General features: G+C 38.0%; 16 protein-coding genes. 6 read left to right on the plus strand and 10 right to left on the minus strand.

What is annotated here, in order from left to right; all coding sequences use genetic code 11:
- Positions 1 to 16: 16 nt before the first annotated feature.
- Entirely contained in the window at positions 17 to 445 is a 429-nt protein-coding gene (locus tag B2906_RS02790) for a response regulator (RefSeq protein WP_219958770.1), read from the minus strand.
- A gap of 61 nt (positions 446 to 506) precedes the next feature.
- Between B2906_RS02790 and B2906_RS02795 the strand changes: the two genes are divergently transcribed.
- Together B2906_RS02795 and B2906_RS02800 are read left to right on the plus strand one after the other, a co-directional pair.
- Positions 507 to 971 (plus strand): hypothetical protein, encoded by a 465-nt coding sequence (locus B2906_RS02795; RefSeq protein WP_219958771.1) that lies wholly within the window; start codon positions 507 to 509, stop codon positions 969 to 971.
- A 186-nt stretch (positions 972 to 1,157) separates the two neighbouring features.
- A complete protein-coding gene (locus tag B2906_RS02800) occupies positions 1,158 to 2,411 on the plus strand; it encodes a dicarboxylate/amino acid:cation symporter (protein WP_219958772.1) in 1,254 nt (417 codons plus the stop codon).
- A gap of 87 nt (positions 2,412 to 2,498) precedes the next feature.
- Here B2906_RS02800 and B2906_RS02805 read toward each other — a convergent pair whose 3' ends face one another.
- Together B2906_RS02805 and B2906_RS02810 are read right to left on the minus strand one after the other, a co-directional pair.
- Positions 2,499 to 2,699 carry a dodecin family protein gene (locus B2906_RS02805; RefSeq protein ID WP_091653902.1) on the minus strand — a complete coding sequence of 67 codons (201 nt, stop codon included), beginning with the start codon at positions 2,697 to 2,699 and terminating at the stop codon, positions 2,499 to 2,501.
- A gap of 192 nt (positions 2,700 to 2,891) precedes the next feature.
- Positions 2,892 to 6,134: a DUF5689 domain-containing protein gene (locus B2906_RS02810; protein ID WP_219958773.1), complete on the minus strand. Its 3,243-nt coding sequence runs from the start codon at positions 6,132 to 6,134 to the stop codon at positions 2,892 to 2,894.
- A 289-nt stretch (positions 6,135 to 6,423) separates the two neighbouring features.
- Between B2906_RS02810 and B2906_RS02815 the strand changes: the two genes are divergently transcribed.
- Positions 6,424 to 6,846: a hypothetical protein gene (locus B2906_RS02815; protein WP_219958774.1), complete on the plus strand. Its 423-nt coding sequence runs from the start codon at positions 6,424 to 6,426 to the stop codon at positions 6,844 to 6,846.
- Here B2906_RS02815 and B2906_RS02820 read toward each other — a convergent pair.
- Positions 6,843 to 7,718, minus strand: coding sequence for an aldose 1-epimerase family protein (locus B2906_RS02820; RefSeq protein ID WP_219958775.1), 876 nt, complete (start codon positions 7,716 to 7,718; stop codon positions 6,843 to 6,845). The genes B2906_RS02815 and B2906_RS02820 overlap by 4 nt on opposite strands.
- A gap of 396 nt (positions 7,719 to 8,114) precedes the next feature.
- Complete coding sequence (locus B2906_RS02825) at positions 8,115 to 9,419, minus strand: APC family permease (RefSeq protein WP_286935495.1); 1,305 nt, start codon at positions 9,417 to 9,419, stop codon at positions 8,115 to 8,117.
- 61 nt (positions 9,420 to 9,480) lie between these two features.
- Here B2906_RS02825 and B2906_RS02830 point away from each other — a divergent pair, with 61 nt between their 5' ends.
- Positions 9,481 to 10,563 carry an aromatic ring-hydroxylating oxygenase subunit alpha gene (locus B2906_RS02830; RefSeq protein WP_286935496.1) on the plus strand — a complete coding sequence of 361 codons (1,083 nt, stop codon included), beginning with the start codon at positions 9,481 to 9,483 and terminating at the stop codon, positions 10,561 to 10,563.
- 158 nt (positions 10,564 to 10,721) lie between these two features.
- On the opposite strand, the gene B2906_RS02835 is transcribed toward B2906_RS02830, so the two are convergent.
- The 5 genes from B2906_RS02835 to B2906_RS02855 form a co-directional block, all read right to left on the minus strand.
- Positions 10,722 to 11,021: an EthD family reductase gene (locus tag B2906_RS02835; RefSeq protein WP_286935497.1), complete on the minus strand. Its 300-nt coding sequence runs from the start codon at positions 11,019 to 11,021 to the stop codon at positions 10,722 to 10,724.
- A gap of 184 nt (positions 11,022 to 11,205) precedes the next feature.
- Positions 11,206 to 12,531: an aminotransferase class I/II-fold pyridoxal phosphate-dependent enzyme gene (locus B2906_RS02840; RefSeq protein WP_286935499.1), complete on the minus strand. Its 1,326-nt coding sequence runs from the start codon at positions 12,529 to 12,531 to the stop codon at positions 11,206 to 11,208.
- A complete protein-coding gene (locus B2906_RS02845; RefSeq protein ID WP_286935500.1) occupies positions 12,531 to 13,778 on the minus strand; it encodes a cation:proton antiporter in 1,248 nt (415 codons plus the stop codon). Before B2906_RS02845 ends, B2906_RS02840 begins: the two co-directional genes overlap by 1 nt.
- 927 nt (positions 13,779 to 14,705) lie before the next feature.
- Positions 14,706 to 14,840, minus strand: a complete 135-nt coding sequence (locus tag B2906_RS02850; RefSeq protein ID WP_286935501.1) for a hypothetical protein — start codon at positions 14,838 to 14,840, stop codon at positions 14,706 to 14,708.
- A gap of 12 nt (positions 14,841 to 14,852) precedes the next feature.
- Positions 14,853 to 15,419 (minus strand): GIN domain-containing protein, encoded by a 567-nt coding sequence (locus B2906_RS02855; protein ID WP_286935503.1) that lies wholly within the window; start codon positions 15,417 to 15,419, stop codon positions 14,853 to 14,855.
- Between the two features lie 396 nt (positions 15,420 to 15,815).
- Between B2906_RS02855 and B2906_RS02860 the strand changes: the two genes are divergently transcribed.
- Entirely contained in the window at positions 15,816 to 16,430 is a 615-nt protein-coding gene (locus B2906_RS02860; RefSeq protein WP_286935504.1) for a DUF1684 domain-containing protein, read from the plus strand.
- A gap of 177 nt (positions 16,431 to 16,607) precedes the next feature.
- Positions 16,608 to 18,053: an aminopeptidase P family protein gene (locus B2906_RS02865; protein WP_286935505.1), complete on the plus strand. Its 1,446-nt coding sequence runs from the start codon at positions 16,608 to 16,610 to the stop codon at positions 18,051 to 18,053.

An 18,053-nucleotide genomic window follows, 5' to 3' on the forward strand; every position in this document is an offset into this window, starting at 1 on the left:
GACTTATGCTTGGTGATTATTCTTCCTTTACAAATTCATGTTTTTTCAAAAAATCCATAAAGAGGCTTACTGACATGGGTTTTTGAATGTAATCTTTTACGACAGGGTAAGAAAAGGCTTTTTCCTTGTCAGAACGGTCTATGGAGCTGGTGATAATGGATATGTAAAACTGATTTTTGATACTCTCCGGTAGTGCTGAAAATTCATCCAAAAAATCCCACCCGTCCATGACAGGCATATTTATATCCAGTAATATCAAAGTAGGTTTTTCGCTTTGGTCGATTTCATTTTGAGAAACCCGCTTCTGAATTTCTTGCATAGCGGTCTGGCCGTTTTCAAATTGAGTGATTTCTCTGTCAAACTTGAGATTAGCTAAGATCCTCTTTCCGAGCATTCTAACGATCGCATCATCGTCTACAAATATGATTTCGTTTAATTGAAACATCCTAACATTTGAATAATACTTCGAATGTATTGCATTATTTTCATTAAATGTATTCAAAAACGTGAGAAAATCTTTCTTTTTTGATGACTTACAAAAAAATCTGTATCAACTGATGCTTAGTGTACGTATCAGGAAATATCAAAACAATTTTAATTTTAGATTTATGAAACATGTAACCATGATCTTCCTTTTAGGAATGATATTTTTCTCTTGTCAAAAAGATGAATTGCCAGTTTTGGTTTGCGGTGTTGAGGACCCAGTTGAAGACTTAGACTGGTTGAATGAGCAAATACGTGAGTTAGAGGGTTCAGATTTTGGAGCATTCCAATACTTCACACAAGCAAAATCGGGTAATCAAGATATTTTTATTTTAAAGAATTGCTGCTCAAACTGCAATTCTGTTTTCCCAATTTATGATTGCCAGGGAAATGAACTGGGTAGTGTAGGTGATAGTAGATTTCCAATGAGTGCAATTTCCGATGAAAAGGTAATTTGGAAATCTTCAAACTCACTCTGTAATGTTTAGATTAATTTGAATTATTCATAGAGATAAGCTAAGAATCCCTGGTTTTTAAATGGCTTTAGATCAGATGTTTATATTATTATTTTCTGGTTTAAAAAAATATTTTTCTTGGTTTGGAATGGGGCATGAAAAAGCATCAAATTATTTGCTTTCATTTGCGATTTGAATAGACAATTGCCCCATCCTTTCATGAAAAAAAACCTTCTTACTTATTCGATTATTGGGGCAATGGTGCTCGGAATGATCGTTGGATTTTCAATTTTCAAAAGTGAAGATCCTGAATTAATCAGTGCCTATAGTGGTAATATCAAACTGCTAGCCACCATCTTCATCCGTCTGGTTCAGATGATTATTGCCCCTTTAGTTTTCTGTACCCTAGTAGTGGGCATAGCTAAGTTAGGAAATGTCAGGACAGTCAGTAGAATAGGAGGTAAGGCGATGATTTGGTTCTTTTCTGCCTCATTAGTTTCATTATTAATTGGCTTAGTGATGGTCAATTTTTATGAGCCAGGGATGGGAATGAATCTAAGTTCTGAAGATGCTGCTGGAGTAGCTGATGTGACAGCAAAGACAAAGCAGTTTTCCCTTTTAAATTTTGTGGAGCATATAGTTCCCAAAAGTGTTTTTGAAGCCATGGCTACCAATGAGATTCTTCAATTGGTTGTGTTTTCCATATTCTTTGGAATTGCTTTGGCCGGTTTAGGTCCTACAGCTTTGCCTTTGATCAATGCTTTGGAAATAGTAGCTCATGTAGTTTTAAAAATGGTTGGCTATGTGATGATGACCGCTCCGTTAGGCGTGTTTGGAGCTATTTCTGCCGTGATCGCCACCAGAGGCTTGGATATATTATTGACCTATGCCAAGTATTTCGGGGCATTTATTGCCGGTATCTTGGTTCTATGGATGGTCTTGCTCTTGGTAGGCTATTTGGTTATTGGAAAAAGATTACCAGACTTAATACGAGGACTATTTGGTTCTATGGTGATTGCTTTCAGTACAACCAGTTCAGAGGCAGTTTTTCCAAAGCTAACTGAAGATTTAAAAAAGTTTGGATGCAATGACAGAATCGTGTCTTTCACTTTGCCATTGGGGTATTCTTTCAATCTGGATGGAAGTATGATGTATATGACTTTCGCCAGTATTTTTATTGCTCAGGTTTATGGAATCGAATTGGATTTGGGTACTCAACTCACTATGTTGTTGGTGCTTATGCTGAGCAGTAAAGGCGTAGCTGGTGTCCCTAGAGCGAGCTTGGTGGTAGTGGCGGCTACCTGCGGAATGTTTGGAATTCCTGTAGAGGGAATTGCTTTAATATTGCCAATAGATCACTTCTGTGATATGTTCCGGAGTGCGACAAATGTACTGGGAAATGGATTAGCTACTGCAGCTGTCAGTAAGTGGGAAGGTGAACTTCAAACAGTTGAGGAAAAAGTTTTGATTTAAAAGTTGAGGTTGAAATTTGACCTAATAATCGGTGATTAGTAAAATGAAAAGGCGCAGTGCTCAGCTGCGCCTTTATTTATTTAAATTTTAATCAACTCTGAAGGATACTTTACAGATTACTCCGTAAGAAATGACTTTGCCATCTTTTACATGAACCTTGGTGTCTTTCAGCCATACAGAATCAATATTCCGGACTGTTTTAGAAACCTCTGCAACAGCATTTTCTATTGCAGATTCAATTCCTTTTTCTGATGAAGCTATTACTTCAATTACTTTCACTAGTGCCATGTTATTAGGGTTTAATGTTGAAAATTATGCTATCAACCAATCTTAAATATCAATAGATCAGTTTTTTATAGTATCTATAATTTACCAATAAATACATGGGTAAAAAAGTCTTCGAGGCTTTTATCCTCAAAATCCGAATTCAAAAAAAAGCCTGGTCTAATTGGGACCAGGCTTAATGTATTTTGAATCAAATTACTTTTTCATCAATCGAATCATTTTAGTCTCCTGACCATGATTCAAATGAAGATAATAGAATCCTTTTTTCAATTGTTTAGATCCAATGATCAGCTGGAGCTTACCAGAATTGAAGCTTGAAGTTCCGCTTTGAACTAACTCACCTTTTTCATCAAATAGGATATAAGCAACTTCAATATCCAAGTTGGAATCCAAAGTAATGTTTACTTCATCTTCTAATGGGTTTGGATAAGCCTTTTGAACCTTCGCATTTCTGAAACTAGCCTCTTTGCTAATAGATTCAGAATTGCTTTCACAAGGAATCAAACCGCAATCTCCAAGAGTTGCTCCTTTTCTCAAGAAGGCCGGAACTGCCTCAGGTGCCACACAAATGGTTTGAGTTTTTCCAGAATTGCCATTGGAAGTGCAAACCAATACTTTATCATCCTTGGATCCGCATCTCACATCGACCACGCAAACAGTGACTTCGTCTTGAAAGATATTCCCTGCATCATCTCTCACAGTAAGTGTGTAAGTAGTGGTTTCGGATGGTGAAACAGTTATTTCTTGTCCCGTTTGACCATTACTCCAAGAATAGGTGTAATTGCCACTGCCACCACTTGCATCGGCGGCTTTTAGTGTGGTAGAAGCTAAAGGTTCATATCCCAAATAAACAATTGCTCCCTCTCCTGCATCTGAGCTAATGCCTTCACCTGCAATAAACCTGACAGATACAGGTAAATGGTCGGAAGTGGTATTGGCATAATTAGCAACAAGATTGAAAGGAATAAACAACTGCTCAGATCCCTCTAAATAATTGTCATAAAGCTCATTGGAAATTGTGATGTGATCAATGACATTATCATTAAAGATAAAGGATCTCAAACCTGCTTCGCTCAAGGAAAGGGTTACCCCGTTGAAATCAGGATCGCTGATAATAACTTCATAGGTGCTAGGACCTCCGCCAATGGAAATGTCCAAATCATCATTGTAATCCCCTAATAGGATGATATTGGCATCTGAATAGTAGGCATCTAAAGTATCCTTCAATGCAAGGTTATCAAATCGTTTTCTGGCCAAATCATCTCTGCTTGAACCGGATTTCGCGTGAATGTTGATAAAGTTGATTCGCTCTTTGACTCCGTTTATATCTGCAACAGCTTCCACCAACCAAGGCAATCTGCCACTTGACCAGAATGAAGATGGAGTTCCTGTTGGATATTCATCCAATAGGTTATTCAATCCCAATCTAGCTTCATCATAAATCTGTTCGAATAGAACTTTAGAAGACTGGATTTCTAATACAGCCGTATTATAGATTAAACATAGCTTTTGTGGTGGGAAAGTAGGATCGGGAGCCTCAAAAGATCTTGAGAATCTATCCGAACATATGACTTCGTATCCTGGTAGCTGTGAAACCACGAAAGCCAATAAATCTTCATCTGAAACTTCTTGTACTGCGATTACATCCGGCAAAGTAGCTTGAAGCACTTTTATAGCATTTTCTGCTTGCAAGCTTACATTGCTTGGACCAAAGTTCGCGATGGTGGCACCAAAGAACTCCATATTCCAAGTCATCACATCTAAGGTCTCTGCATTTGGAATATCAGAGCCGGCTGCTTCGTATGGGCTTGTACCCGGTAAGTCCTCTATAAATCTAGGAAGTAATTGGAGACTTCCTCTGAAGCTTCCTAACACTCCCGTGATGGTTTGTGCCTCAGCTGGTATCACTCTTCCAACCAAACTGCTGACATCTCCATCGATTCTCAATTCAAGACTTCCGCTACCATCTGTGATGGTATAATTACTTTCTGGGAAAAAGAGACCTTTGGAAATAGCAAAGGCAGCATTTGGAATGCTAATCAATTGTCCTTCTACTCCTGAATTAATCTGGCTGATGGAAAGTGCTGCAGGCACAACTTCATTTCCAGAACTTATAAGTTCTAATTCAGAAATATTGACAATTTGAATTTGTTGGTTGAAGGCTCCAATAGATCCTAAAATCCTGATTTCGTCTCCTATTTGATAATTGCCAAGACCATGAACTTGGGAGTCAAAAACCGGGATTCCACCAGTAGCATCTTGTATGAATGCAGGTCCACCTAATTGATCACTAACAGTCAATACGCCTTGTACTAATACTTCTGAACCAATTCCTTTATTTCTTGCCTCTGCTATGGAAATTAAAACTGGTTCTGGGTCTACGATTACACCTCCAAAACTCTGTCCAGTATTGACTTGATTATAGGTATTGGTAATTGAGGTGGAAGACCATGTAAAGTCTGTGTATTTGGTTCCAGTACCTTGTAGCTGTAAAGAAGTACCAACAGGAGTAGATGAAATTTGAACGACGCCTATATCCTCGCTTAGTAAGCCATCTGCTGGACCACCAACTGCTGTGAAAACTCCCTCATAACTTAAAAACTGAATCACTTCATTAGAAGGATTCACCAAAGCGAATCCATCAGGAGCACCATTTTGCAATCCATTGATAGCAAAAAATTTAGTCCCAAAGCCATTGTCCTGGTCAGGAAGCACTCCAGTAAGATTCACAGTGCCATAAACAGCTCCACCATTTCCATTATAAAGAATCAATTTATACCCTTCTAGGTCTAGACCAGCTGAGCCCGCTACTTCAATGCCTTCATCCACATCGCTACCTACATTGTCATAGTGTAATTCATTTACAAACAGCACAACTTCTGAAGAAAAGGTCTGATTTGTATTGATTGAACCAAATGTTTCAGCGCTTTCGGTTTGCCAGGTAAAATCTGTGTAAGTACTGCCTGTACCCCCTAATTGTAAAGAAAATCCTATTGGGGTAGAGGAGGTTTCTTCAACTCCAATATTGGTGCTGGTTAGGCCGTCAGCAGGACCACCAACAGCGAGGAAAGTTCCTTCATAACTAAGGAACTGAACAACAACTCCGTTATTAACTAAGGCAACTCCATCTGGAGCTCCATTTTGAATTCCATTGGTAGGATAAGTTAGGGTTACAAACCCAAAGCCATTTCCAGAATCAGCGATTGTACCTGAAAGAGCTCGGGTATTGTAGGATGCACCATTTGCCCCATTGTATAAAACCAATGACCATCCTGTCAAGTCAGTACCAGCAGGTCCAGCTATTTCTATAGCCTCACCTACATCTGTTCCCACATTATCATAATGAATTTCGTTGATAAAAACTTCTTGAGCCTGCAGTCGGAAGCCCGTAAAAAGCAGTAGAAAAATCCCCGCTAATCGTAGTAAATTTTTTTGCATAGAATGAATTTTAAAATTGTCTTTAAAGATGAGTTTTAATTCCAAAAAACTGTAATTATTCAAGGTTATTATTTTGTTATTCTTTGATAAAATGAAGGGAATAACAATTTTAGAAAAAGGATTATGGCTTTCTTCTAAATCACTACTTTAAAATCTAAAATTCTGTTTTAAAAAATAGTTTGAAAAATAATGCTAAATAGCTTTTTATGAGTTTGTTACGCATTTAAATGTATTCCAAATCCCTTATTTTTTTTCTAAATTTTCAGAGCCTGATTTTAATAATACTTTCATGGAATTTAATGCGATTTACATTGTAGATCCAGACACTGCTTTTCATTCAGCCATTCAAAAATTCACAGATAAAATCGGTGTCAATACCCCTATTTTTTACTTCACCAATGGAGATGATTTTTTAAACGAAAATCCAAAATCAAACTATAATCCAAGAAGCAACAGGGAAAATTTAATACTTCTCGACTTAAATGCTCAAAATGGACTAGGTTGGGAATTCTTGAAAAAGTTTGATGGGCTTGATTACCAGTTTAAGTCCTCTTTTCAAATCGTTGCACTCTCGGAAGAACTCAGCCTTTCTGAAAGAAATCAAGCATTGGCTTATCAATCTGTTTCCTTTTACTTTCACAAGCCATTTACTTACCGGGGTTTTATTACTATGGTGGAAACCATCGTCAATGATCTTCCTTCCTCGATTTAATGAATAGTGATAGTGTAGCTTTTTTGGGTTTTCTTTTTTGATTCTAGCAGAATGATTCCTTCTTTATGGATCAATTTTCCATCCGAATCAATTGAATCAGCAATACCCAACCATGGTTCTATGCACACATATGGAGCTTTGGACTTTGCCCATATTCCCAAATAGTCAAAATCCTGAAAGCTCATACTCAGAACTGGACCGTTTTTTTCTGAAACCAAGCTAACTTCCCTTGACTTTAGATTTTTAAATATCAAAGCATCCTTATCAAACAGGTTTGCGTGCAATTTTAACTTATCAGTAGCCTTCAACATAGGAAGCGGCTCTTTGCCAATCAGACCATTTTCCAGCACTGGCCAGGTGGAATCGGTCTCTTTCTCTTCAAATTTTACGAAATAATCCTCGTACACCTCCCCTTGATGAATCGGACAATTGAATGCAGGATGTCCTCCTAATGAAAAATACATGGTTTCAGAGCCATGATTCGTTACCTCGTGTAGGACCTCCAAAGTTCTTCCTTTAAGGGAAAAGATTATTTTTAATTCAAATTTAAATGGATATGCAAGAAGAGTTTCTTCATCCCATTGCATTGAAAATGTAAGTGATTCAGCAGTTTGATCAAATAAAACCGGTTTGCTCGAATTTCTTACTATTCCGTGTTTTGGAATCTTGTAGAATTTCCCATCATATTCAGTTTTTCCATCTTTTAATGCGCCTATAATTGGAAAAAGAATAGGAGCCTGACCATTCCAAAAACTTGGATCTCCTTGCCATAGGTGTTCTATTGCAGTTGACTTGGAAATAATGGAGGTTAGCTCCATGCCAATTGCGTTGACTTTAACAGCTAATTCTGAATTTTCTATTCGATAAATCATATTAGATAAACAATTTATTTATTATCTGATTTTCGGCAATCTTGCTATTTAACATATTTTCTTTATTTGAGCGATTTGAAGACCGATGACCGAAGACCCAGCCACGGCTGACAGGCGAAGCTTTCGGATTCTGATCCTTTCAGCAGACAATAAGCCCTATTTTTGTCAATACTGGTAATAAAGCGGGGATCCATTTAATTTGTTTTATAGAGGTCAGATAGAATGCCCAAGATAATCATCCCCCTCCCGATCCGCCGCGGCGGATCGGGACAAGTTGTTTGAGATTTTTCCTCAGGGGCATTTCATCTGTTTATAATTTGTTATTCAGTGGTCAGATGGAATCTCGCACCACTTAATAATCATGCCTGAGTGTGAGGTTTTTCCACATGCTCGATTTCATCTGTCATTTTTTCTGTTGAAAAGATAAATAGGAATCCCTAGTAAAACCCCAATTCCACCCCAAATCAAGGCCTCTTTTCCTGAACCCAATAAAATCCAAATCCCAAAACCCAAACCAATAAAGGAAAGACTGATATTTCTAAATGAAGGCTTAAAACCTAATTCTGATTTTATTGAAAATTTCAAAAAGGAGAATGCTGCTGCAATGTAAAAGAGTAGGGAAGTAGCCGAAGTCAATAATACCATAAAAGAATATAAGTCTCCGAAGCCCTTGTTGGAGTTGAATAAAAGCAGAACTGAAATAACTGAACTTGAGAGAATTATTCCTGTACTGGGTGAGCCATGTTTGTTGACAAATGCCAGGGATTTCGGTAATAATCCATCCCTTGCCATGGAGTTAGAAATTTGACCCTGAACCAAAATCCAAACGTTCAGAGCACCTAATGTGGATATACATGCTCCAATGGCTATAAAAAATCCTGTGTTTGTTCCAAATAGTTGGTTCGCAGCATCTGTGAAGGGGGCAGTGCTTTGAGCTACTTCGGAGGGAGGAAGAATTCCAAATAGAGAAATAGAACTGAACAAGTACAGAAAAACGACCAATCCAACTCCTATGAGTGTGCCCTTTGAAATATTTTTCTCTGGGTTTTTAATATTCTCAGCCGGTATAGTGGCAGCCTCTATTCCCATAAAGGCAAAAAAACAAAGTACAGAGGCCGTGGTGATGGCCTGAATAGAAGAAACCTCAGAAATATTTAATGGAATAAAGTGATTGATGTCAAATACAAAAAGACCCCCAATAGCAATTATCAGGATAGGAATAATTTTAAGTAGGGTAGTGACAACTTGAAGATTCCCCGATCCTCGGATACTCAAGCTATTTAAGATAGTTAAGCCCCAAATAACCAATAAAGCAATTGAGGTGGTAAACCAAGGTTGACCTTGAAGCCCGGGGAAAAACACAGAAAAATAACCAGCAAAGGATAGTGCTATGGCCGAATTCGTGCTCCAGAGCGACAACCAAAACCCCCAGGCCACAATAAAGGCGGGAAATTTACCAAAGGCTCTTTTTGTGTAGGCATAAGAGCCGCCTTGCTCGGGTATGACTTTGCTGAGTTTCCCCATCATGGCTGCCAGGGAAGTAGCCCCAACTGCAGCTATAACCCAACCCAATAAGCTAATCCCCCCAAATTGGGCTAAAGCAGCTGGAAGCGTGAAAATTCCTGAACCTATCATGCCCCCGGCCACTAAAGAAATTACCGTAATTAATCCTAGTTGACGTTGAGGCGAAGTTTTTTTCAAAAGAAAAAATGAATTGAATGGAATTAAGTAATTTGGGTAGTAATCAAGATAATAAGAAATATTGAAACCTTTTTACATAGACCCTGATATCACGAAGGCCGAAACTTTGCCTTCCTATTTTTACACTTCTCAGGAAGTATATGATGCTTTGATTGAAAAGGTCTTCGCCAAAACCTGGCAATTCATTGGAGATCAAAGTTTGGTGAGTTTGGATTCTCAGGTTTATCCATTCAAGTTTTTGGAGTTTGGATTAGAGGAGCCTATGCTGCTGAGTAATGATCAAGGTGATATTAACTGTCTTTCAAATGTGTGTACGCATAGAGGAAACATCCTTTGCCATCAAGCAGGGAGTACAAAAGGTATTACTTGTGCCTATCACGGGAGAAGATTTAATCTGAAGGGAGAATTTCAGCATATGCCCCAATTCAAGGAGGCAGAAGATTTTCCGAGAAAGGAAGATCATCTTCATTCATTTCCAATAAAAAAATGGGGACCTTGGTTATTTACAGCCTTAGAGCGCGGGATGGACTTTCAGGCTGTCTTAGATGTGATGGATAAAAAGGTAGGTTTTCTTCCTTTGGATGAATTTAAACTAGATAAAAGCAGAAATAAGGATTATCTGGTCAATGCTCATTGGGCGCTTTATTGTGATAATTACTTAGAGGGCTTTCACATTCCTTTTGTTCACAGTGGTTTGAATGAAGTCTTGGATTATGGGAAATATGAAACTGAGATTCATGGGTTGCTCAACTTGCAAATAGGCCATTCTTCAGGTGGAGAACATGTTTTTGATTTACCTGAAAACCATGAAGACTTTGGTAAACAAATCAGCGCATATTATTTCTGGATATTCCCCAATATGATGTTTAACTTTTATCCATGGGGTTGTTCAATCAACGTAGTAAAGCCAATAGCTCTCAATAGAACCAAAGTCAGTTTTATCACCTACGTATGGGATGAAAGCAAATTAGATACTGGAGCAGGAGCTGCCTTGGATAAAGTAGAAAGAGAAGATGAGTTTGTGGTTGAAGGAGTCTTCAAAGGGATGCATTCAAGAATCTATCAGACAGGAAGGTTTTCACCTAAAATGGAGAAAGGCGTACATCATTTCCATGGTCTTTTAGCGGAATTTTTGAGAGGGTAAAGTATGAAATGCACAAGAGGAGAAGTCCCATACAAGGGGATAATAATCCTGAGCATTTCATCTGTCCTCTAAAAAACAGATTAAATAGCCCTAAAAAATGTGGCATTTGAAAATTGACAAAAGTTTTTTGATAATCTTAAAAATTTCGGGCTAAGTAATTAACTTATCTCTGCAATACTTACTTCAACTCCTCCGGTAGCAAAATTCGGTATATCTTGAACAGCTTCCTTTCCTTCATCAGAAGCCATGGCAGTTTGAAGGTCCTCCATAGTACTGAAGTACAATTCAGCCATTCTATAATTACTTGGCTTTTTCCCATCTGGAGTACCTATAAATTTACAGGTCTCGAGTCTCTGACATGATATTTTTCTGGCAAGATGCATGTGAGTGTCTGAATAATACTTTTCAAATTCTTCAGCATCTTTTGGGTGTCCATATACAACAACTATTTTAACCATAAATAAATATTTTTGATTTAATAGAAGATACGAAAAAATAATCCTGTATCAAATTAAAAGTGGATTTAAAATACTGATAATCTGAAACTTAAAATATCCGATCCCAATTAAAAATCGAATTAGTTTACGGAGGAGGACTTTTTTGAAATAAACAATAATATATCACTAAATAGCCTTAAGGGCATTATTTTCCTGCTCTTTGCTGAAGTACAAACTTTGAGAATCGCTCCATAGCAACTCGTAAATCGGCATGTTTAAAACTAGAGATCACCAAGCGATACAATCCTTTTTGCTCATGTCCAAAGCCATTGCTCGGTGTCAGTAATATTTTAGTCTCTTCATAGACTTTAAGCCATAGATCATTTTCACCTTGCTGTGTTTTTTCCTGTAAGAACTCTGATAAATCCATCCAGACAAAAAGGCTTCCATGAGAAGGGCTATACCTCAAAGCTAATTTTTGTAAAGTAGTTCTCACGATTTTGTAGGATTGATTCAGCGCTTTTTGATAGGAATTAATATAAGTGTTCATGAAAGCTTTATCATTCAAAACTTCCTGCAACAACCATTGTGTATGATTGGAAATCCCGTGGGAAAGGCCCACGTTTTTGTAAGCTTGAATGAAATCTTCATTATAGGTGTGAACTACACCAATACGAAATCCTGAGATCCCTAAATCCTTGGAAAAAGAATACCAATGATGTAGGTATGCACTCTTTTTCTGGTTCATCAAATTGCCAAAAGAATAAAACTTCAATTGCTTTCCATAATCCCCCGAAACTTCCGGGTCTTCAGTATCGATCAAGGAAAGCCCATATATCTCATTTACTATCAAGTGGATATGATTAGCGATGCACCAATCGGCAATTTCTTCCTGCTGTTCTTTAGAATAAATCCCTCCTGTAGGATTATCTGGGCTTGTCAAAATGAGCATTCTAAACCTGCTTCCACCTTCCTCTATTTCTTTTTTTGCTTTTTCTAATTGTGAAATCTGCAAAGGAATTCCATCTTTTAATTCTCCAATATCAGAGTGAGTATGGAGGTCGTATCGTTTGACACTGGGGAAAACTCCAATATCCCCAGTATAAACAGGATAGCTTGGGGCAGGAATTACCGCCGTATCTCCCGGTTCAGCCAATAAAAAGGCTGTCATTTCAATCACAGAAGTGGCTCCAACAGAAAGGGCCAATGTTTCCGGATCAACTGTAAGATTCATCAAAAAGTCAGAATAGTAGCTGGCTATAGCCTCTCTAAAACTCAAAACTCCCGACGGATCTCCATAGCTGGTCACCCAATCAGGAATTTCCTGTTTGGCTGATATTTCCTGCATTTTTTCTTTCAGCATTTCCCAACAGAGCTGGTTTTCTGCAATATTCATAGGAAAAGTACCCGTAGGATTATCCTTGGCATGGTAGATATTATCCATAGCATCAAAATAGACTTCCAGGTCAATCCTCATAGGATTTTCAGATGCAGCTTTTCCCTTTTGAGAAAGGGAATTTGAATCGCTCATTATTGTGAGTTTTTGCTTAAGATTTTTTTAACTAATGGCCCGATGCTCAAGCCTTGGATGATAATGGAGAAAACTACTATCACATAAGTAACAGTCAGGAACAGTTCCCTTTCCATGATAGGTTCTAAAGATAAGGCCAATGCAATGGAAATCCCACCTCTGATTCCTCCCCAAGTCATCAAAAGACCTGTCTTAGGAATAAAATCCAATTTTTTCCTGAATAATATGATAGGACCGGAAAGTGCCAAATAACGTGAAACCAAAGCAATAGGAATGGCTAAAACCCCTAGTAAAATATATTCTGCATTAATGGTGATGATCAATAATTCAAGTCCGATCAAAACAAATAAAATGGCATTTAAGAAAACATCGATCAACTCCCAGAATTTGTCTACATAGTTTTGGGTAACCGATGACCAGGCAGTTTCGGGCGATTTATTTCCAATCAAAATCCCGGCGACTACAACTGCAAGAGGACCTGAAAAATGCAGATAGGAAGCCAATGCATATAAGCCCATTACCAATGCCAAGGTGAGTAATACCTCGGTTTCATAATGATCTATGCTTTTCATCAGTTTGAAAGCAATCCAGCCCAAAACCAAACCTAAAGCTAAGCCCCCAAATACCTCCTCAAAGAAAAGTAAACCAACTTCCTCAGCCTCAACAGATGCAATTCCTCTTTGAGCTATAGATAAAAGAACCAAAAATACAACGACACCCACACCATCATTGAAAAGGGATTCTCCAACAATTTTGATTTCAAGTTTTTTGGGTGCATTCGCTTCTTTGAGGATACCCAATACTGCGATGGGATCAGTAGGAGAGATCAATGCCCCGAAAAGGAGACAATAGATGTAGGCAATCGGATGTGCGATTAATTCAGCCAAGAAATAAAAAAGCGTTCCGATCAAAAAGGTGGAAAGCAAGACCCCAAAAGTTGCGAAAAGCATGATAGGTCCTCTTTGCTTAGCCAGCTCATCTAATTTGGTGTGCAAAGCTCCGGCAAAGAGCAGAAAACTCAGCATGATTTCGAGCAGTACTGTTTTAAAATCTATGGATTGAATTAAGGTTTTGGACTGCTCCAAAACAGCACTTTCAAAATAGCCTAGAATTAAGATCACCAAGGTGAATAGCATAGCTATGATCATCAAACCAATGGTAAAAGGTAGTTTCAGGAATTTGGTATTGATGTAAGCAAAAAGTGCAGAAAGTATGGTCAGTATAGTAATGATGGTGAATATTTCCATAGAATTTTAAAGAATGATTTTTTGAAAATAGGAAAGATATTATTCCTCAAAAGAACTTCAGGTTTTCAAATTAAAAATTTACTGCTAATGAGGAGTTATAAAATTGAATTTGCAATCATTGATTAAGACTTTCTTTGGTAAGAAAATGAGACTGTCGCATGAGTGGGGGCGCATTGAGCGTCTTAACAATTATACGGAATGAAAAGTAGGCCAAAAAGATAGTTATGGCCATCGACTCTCAGCCTTATGTCCAGTGCGTGTTGCCAATGACAGACTAAATCAAATTCAGAAATTTCAATTTTACCAGAATTTATTTCTTTGTAATTAAAAATTTGTCTCATCTAAATTAAGAACTTGTTGCTTCAATTAGGCTTTATGCTTTTTTCTCATTGTTCTTTTGCCTTGAAGCAAAAGAACCAAAAATTCAAGACGCAGTAAAGCTCCAACCCTGCCGTTGGCAGGTAGGCGCACGGAGCCAGACGCTGGCTCGCTGCTGCGTCAGCCCACCGCGCCCACACTAAACAAGTTTTCGTTAAAAATTAAGTTTCTAAAGAAAATAATAACAGACTAATCCATTTTACATAAACCTGACATATCATTTTTTTGAATTTTCAATGAATATTTAAGACTCAGGCTGACATCAAAACTATTAAATAGACCGCCCAATAAAATTGAAGATATTTCAGGCTATAAAATTCCACTTGCAATCTTCCTGGAGGATATATTTGAAAACGACATATGGATATCCGCTTTCTTACCAGTATTGACAAAAATATGGCTTATTGTCTGCTGAAAGGATCAGAATCCGGAAGCTTCGCCTGTCAGCCGTGGCTGGGTCTTCGGTCATCGGTCTTCCACCAGTCAAGCATGGAAAATAAGACAACTGGCATGATTGCGGAAAATTAGAAACCGAAATAAAGTTTAGGGTTAATTTCTACTGACATTACCCAGTCCTTTAATTTCCTCCTTGATTACAGTAGGATTACCGGTATATGTCACGGAACCCATTCCCTGAGCATTAATAGATAATTCACCTTCACAATGAACTTCCACATTGCCCATCCCTCTTGATTGTCAATCCATCGTTTGGGTAATCAAATTAGATGCTTCGAGATTTCCCATTCCTTCAAAGCTGATTTTAGCATAGGTCGCACTTCCAGATAAGTCCACATTTCCCATCATATTAAATTGTGCGTCCAAACTTTCTGCCTGAATTTCCATTTCTACATTTCCAACTCCATCTCCCCGTATCATCAATTGACCTACTTCAAAGGTGTTTTTTGTCTCGATATTCCCTACGCCATCAAAAACCAGTCTTTGTAAATCCGCTATAGTTAAATGTATTTCTGGAGTTTTATTTTTGAAAAACTCAGATCCATCAGGATCAAAATCAATAATTAATTCAGAACCATTTTCTGATATTTTTAAATACTCCATGGCTTTTTCGAAGCCTTTGATCTCCATGGATTCTAGGTCTCCCTGGCTTAAGTAAAGGTTGATAGCGCCATCTAGTTTGATTTGATTGATCCCGCTAATGTCTCGAGTATCTGTCATCATGGAACCCCAGTCTTTTTCAGATCCGGACCCACAGGCAAAACCTACCCAAATCATCAAAATGTAAATAATGTTTAGCTTCTTCATAGTGTGTTAGTGTTGGATGCTTCAATTTAAAAAATAAATTCTTGGAAGTGATAGATCGTGTTGAGGTTATTTTTGATCCAAACTCGAAAGGCTTTTTTCTTTTTTATGGATATCCACTTTCTTACCAGTATTGACAAAAATACGGCTTATTGTCTGCTAAAAAGGATCAGAATCCGGAAGCTTCGCCTGTCAGCCGTGGCTGGGTCTTCCCTGTCTGCCGGTAGGCAGAGGTCATCGGTCGCCTGTACTGAGCGAAGTCGAAGTATCCAACCAGTCAAGCAAAGAAAATAAGGCAACTGGCATGATTGCGGATAATCAGATTCTTTTTTTTATAAAAATTGATATCCAAAGATTTATAATCTATATTTTATAATAAATCCTTAATCCAACAGCGCTGTGTTTCTATCTAATAAACGTTTTGTCCTTAGTATTTCACTCTGCTTCCTGCTTTCTGGAGCTTTTGCTCAGTCTCATGCTTCTGATGTTCTGGCATTTCAGGAAAAGTTGAATAAAAGCTATGCTGATCCAATCAAATCACCTTTGAGTAAAGAAAAGCTGCAAGAGTTTGAAGGTTTACCTTTCTTTCCAATTGACGAAAGCTATCGGGTGGTGGCTACTTTCCAAAAATTACCAAAAGTCGATCTTCATACATTTAAAACCAGCGACAACCGCCTCAGAGATTACGAGAAATACGGCATAGCAACTTTTACTTTGGATGGCAAAGAAATGCAGCTGACACTTTTTAAAAGTATCAGCAAAGTGATTACTCCCGGTTATGAAAATAGTCTTTTTGTTCCTTTTACCGATCTAACAAATGGAAAGGAGACCTATGGAGGTGGGAGATACATGGATGTTGAGATTCCTGAAGGAGATAGCATAGTATTAGACTTTAATAAGGCTTATAATCCATATTGTGCCTATAGTACTAATTATTCCTGTCCTATTCCTCCAAAAGAGAATGACTTGCCTATTTCAATTAATGCTGGCCTCAAAATCAAAGAAAAGAAATAGGGTTGCTCTAACTTTATCAAATGTGTAGCAGGGACTCTTCATTATTTTAATGGAGTATGGCTCAGATGGTAATTTGAATAATTCCCTATTTGTAAAAAAGGTTCTTTAATGCAAATGGGGAGTAATTTAAATTAGGATGTCTTCTTAATTTTATTTCCAGCTTGTATCTAAAAACCTATGAAAAAATTCTATTCTGTTAGCCTATTCTTTTTGACTCTAATCTTTTCGCTTCAAGCTCAAGAAAAATATTATTTCCAATCAGAATTTTCTAAAGAAGAATTTGCCAAAAGAAGATCCCAGATCTTTGATCAAATTGGGAATAATGCAATCGCAGTAATTCAGGGAGCCAGTGGAATTCCTGGATTTAGTGTTTTCCGACAATCCAATAGCTTTTATTACCTCACCGGAATAGAAACTCCCAGGGCCTATTTATTGCTCAATGGAAGGAATAAAAGAGCAACGCTTTATCTCCCTCATAGAGATGAGGGCATGGAGAATAACCAAGGAAAAGTATTATCGGCGGAAGATGCTGAACTGGTTAAAAAATTGATGGGCGTAGAGCAGGTAAAAGGCATAGAATTCTTATCGGCAGATTTGGTGGGAACTGGATTGATCAAGCCTCCCGCACCGGTTCTCTATACAGAATTTAGTCCGGCTGAAATCGGAAATGACAGCAGAGATGAGATACTTTTTGGCCTTGCAAGAAATGCCTCAGATCCATGGGACGGATCTTCCACCAGAGAAGCCAGATTTATCCAAACATTGAACAGCCGATTCCCACAATTTGAAATTAAAGACCTGACTCCGATTTTGGATCAGATGCGCTTGATCAAAAGTGAAGAGGAAATTGCTGTCATACGAAAAGCCACTCAAATTGCAGGATTGGGAATCATAGAAGCCATGAAGTCCACACAACCCGGAGTTTATGAATACCAATTGGATGCTGTGGCAAAATATATTTTTTACCTATACGGATCTCAGGGGGATGCCTATCCAGCTATCATCGGAGGAGGAACCAATGCCTACATGGGCCATTATTTTCATAAAAAAGATATGCTTCAGGATGGTGATTTGGTCTTGATGGATTATGCTCCGGATTATAGGTATTATACCAGCGATGTAACCCGAATTTGGCCAGTGAATGGCAAGTTTACTGAAGAGCAAAAGCAATTGTATAATTTCATTGTAGCCTATAGAGATGCCTTATTCAGATACATCAAACCCGGAGTGACTTCTGATGAAGTGCTCGATAAAGCAGCGGCGGAGATGAAAGAATATTTGAAAGATAAAAGCTTTGTAAAGGAAAGTCATAGAAAAGCTGTTGAGGATGGTTTGAAGTTTAGAGGGCACTTCCAGCATCCAGTAGGGATGGCGGTACATGATGTAGGAGTTGTAAGAGGAGTTCCTTTGAAAGAGGGCATGGTATTTACCATAGATCCCATGATATGGCTTCATGATGAGCGATTGTACATTAGAATCGAGGATGTGGCTCTTGTGACCAAAGATGGAATAGAAAATCTCAGCGACTTTGTTCCTTCCAAATTAGAAGATGTTGAGGCTACGATTCAGAAAAAAGGATTAATGAATTTCAGACCCCCAGTTGATCTATCAAACATGAAATAG

It is taken from the genome of Algoriphagus sp. UBA3586, assembly GCF_002376385.1.
Taxonomy (GTDB): Bacteria; Bacteroidota; Bacteroidia; order Cytophagales; family Cyclobacteriaceae; genus Algoriphagus; species Algoriphagus ornithinivorans.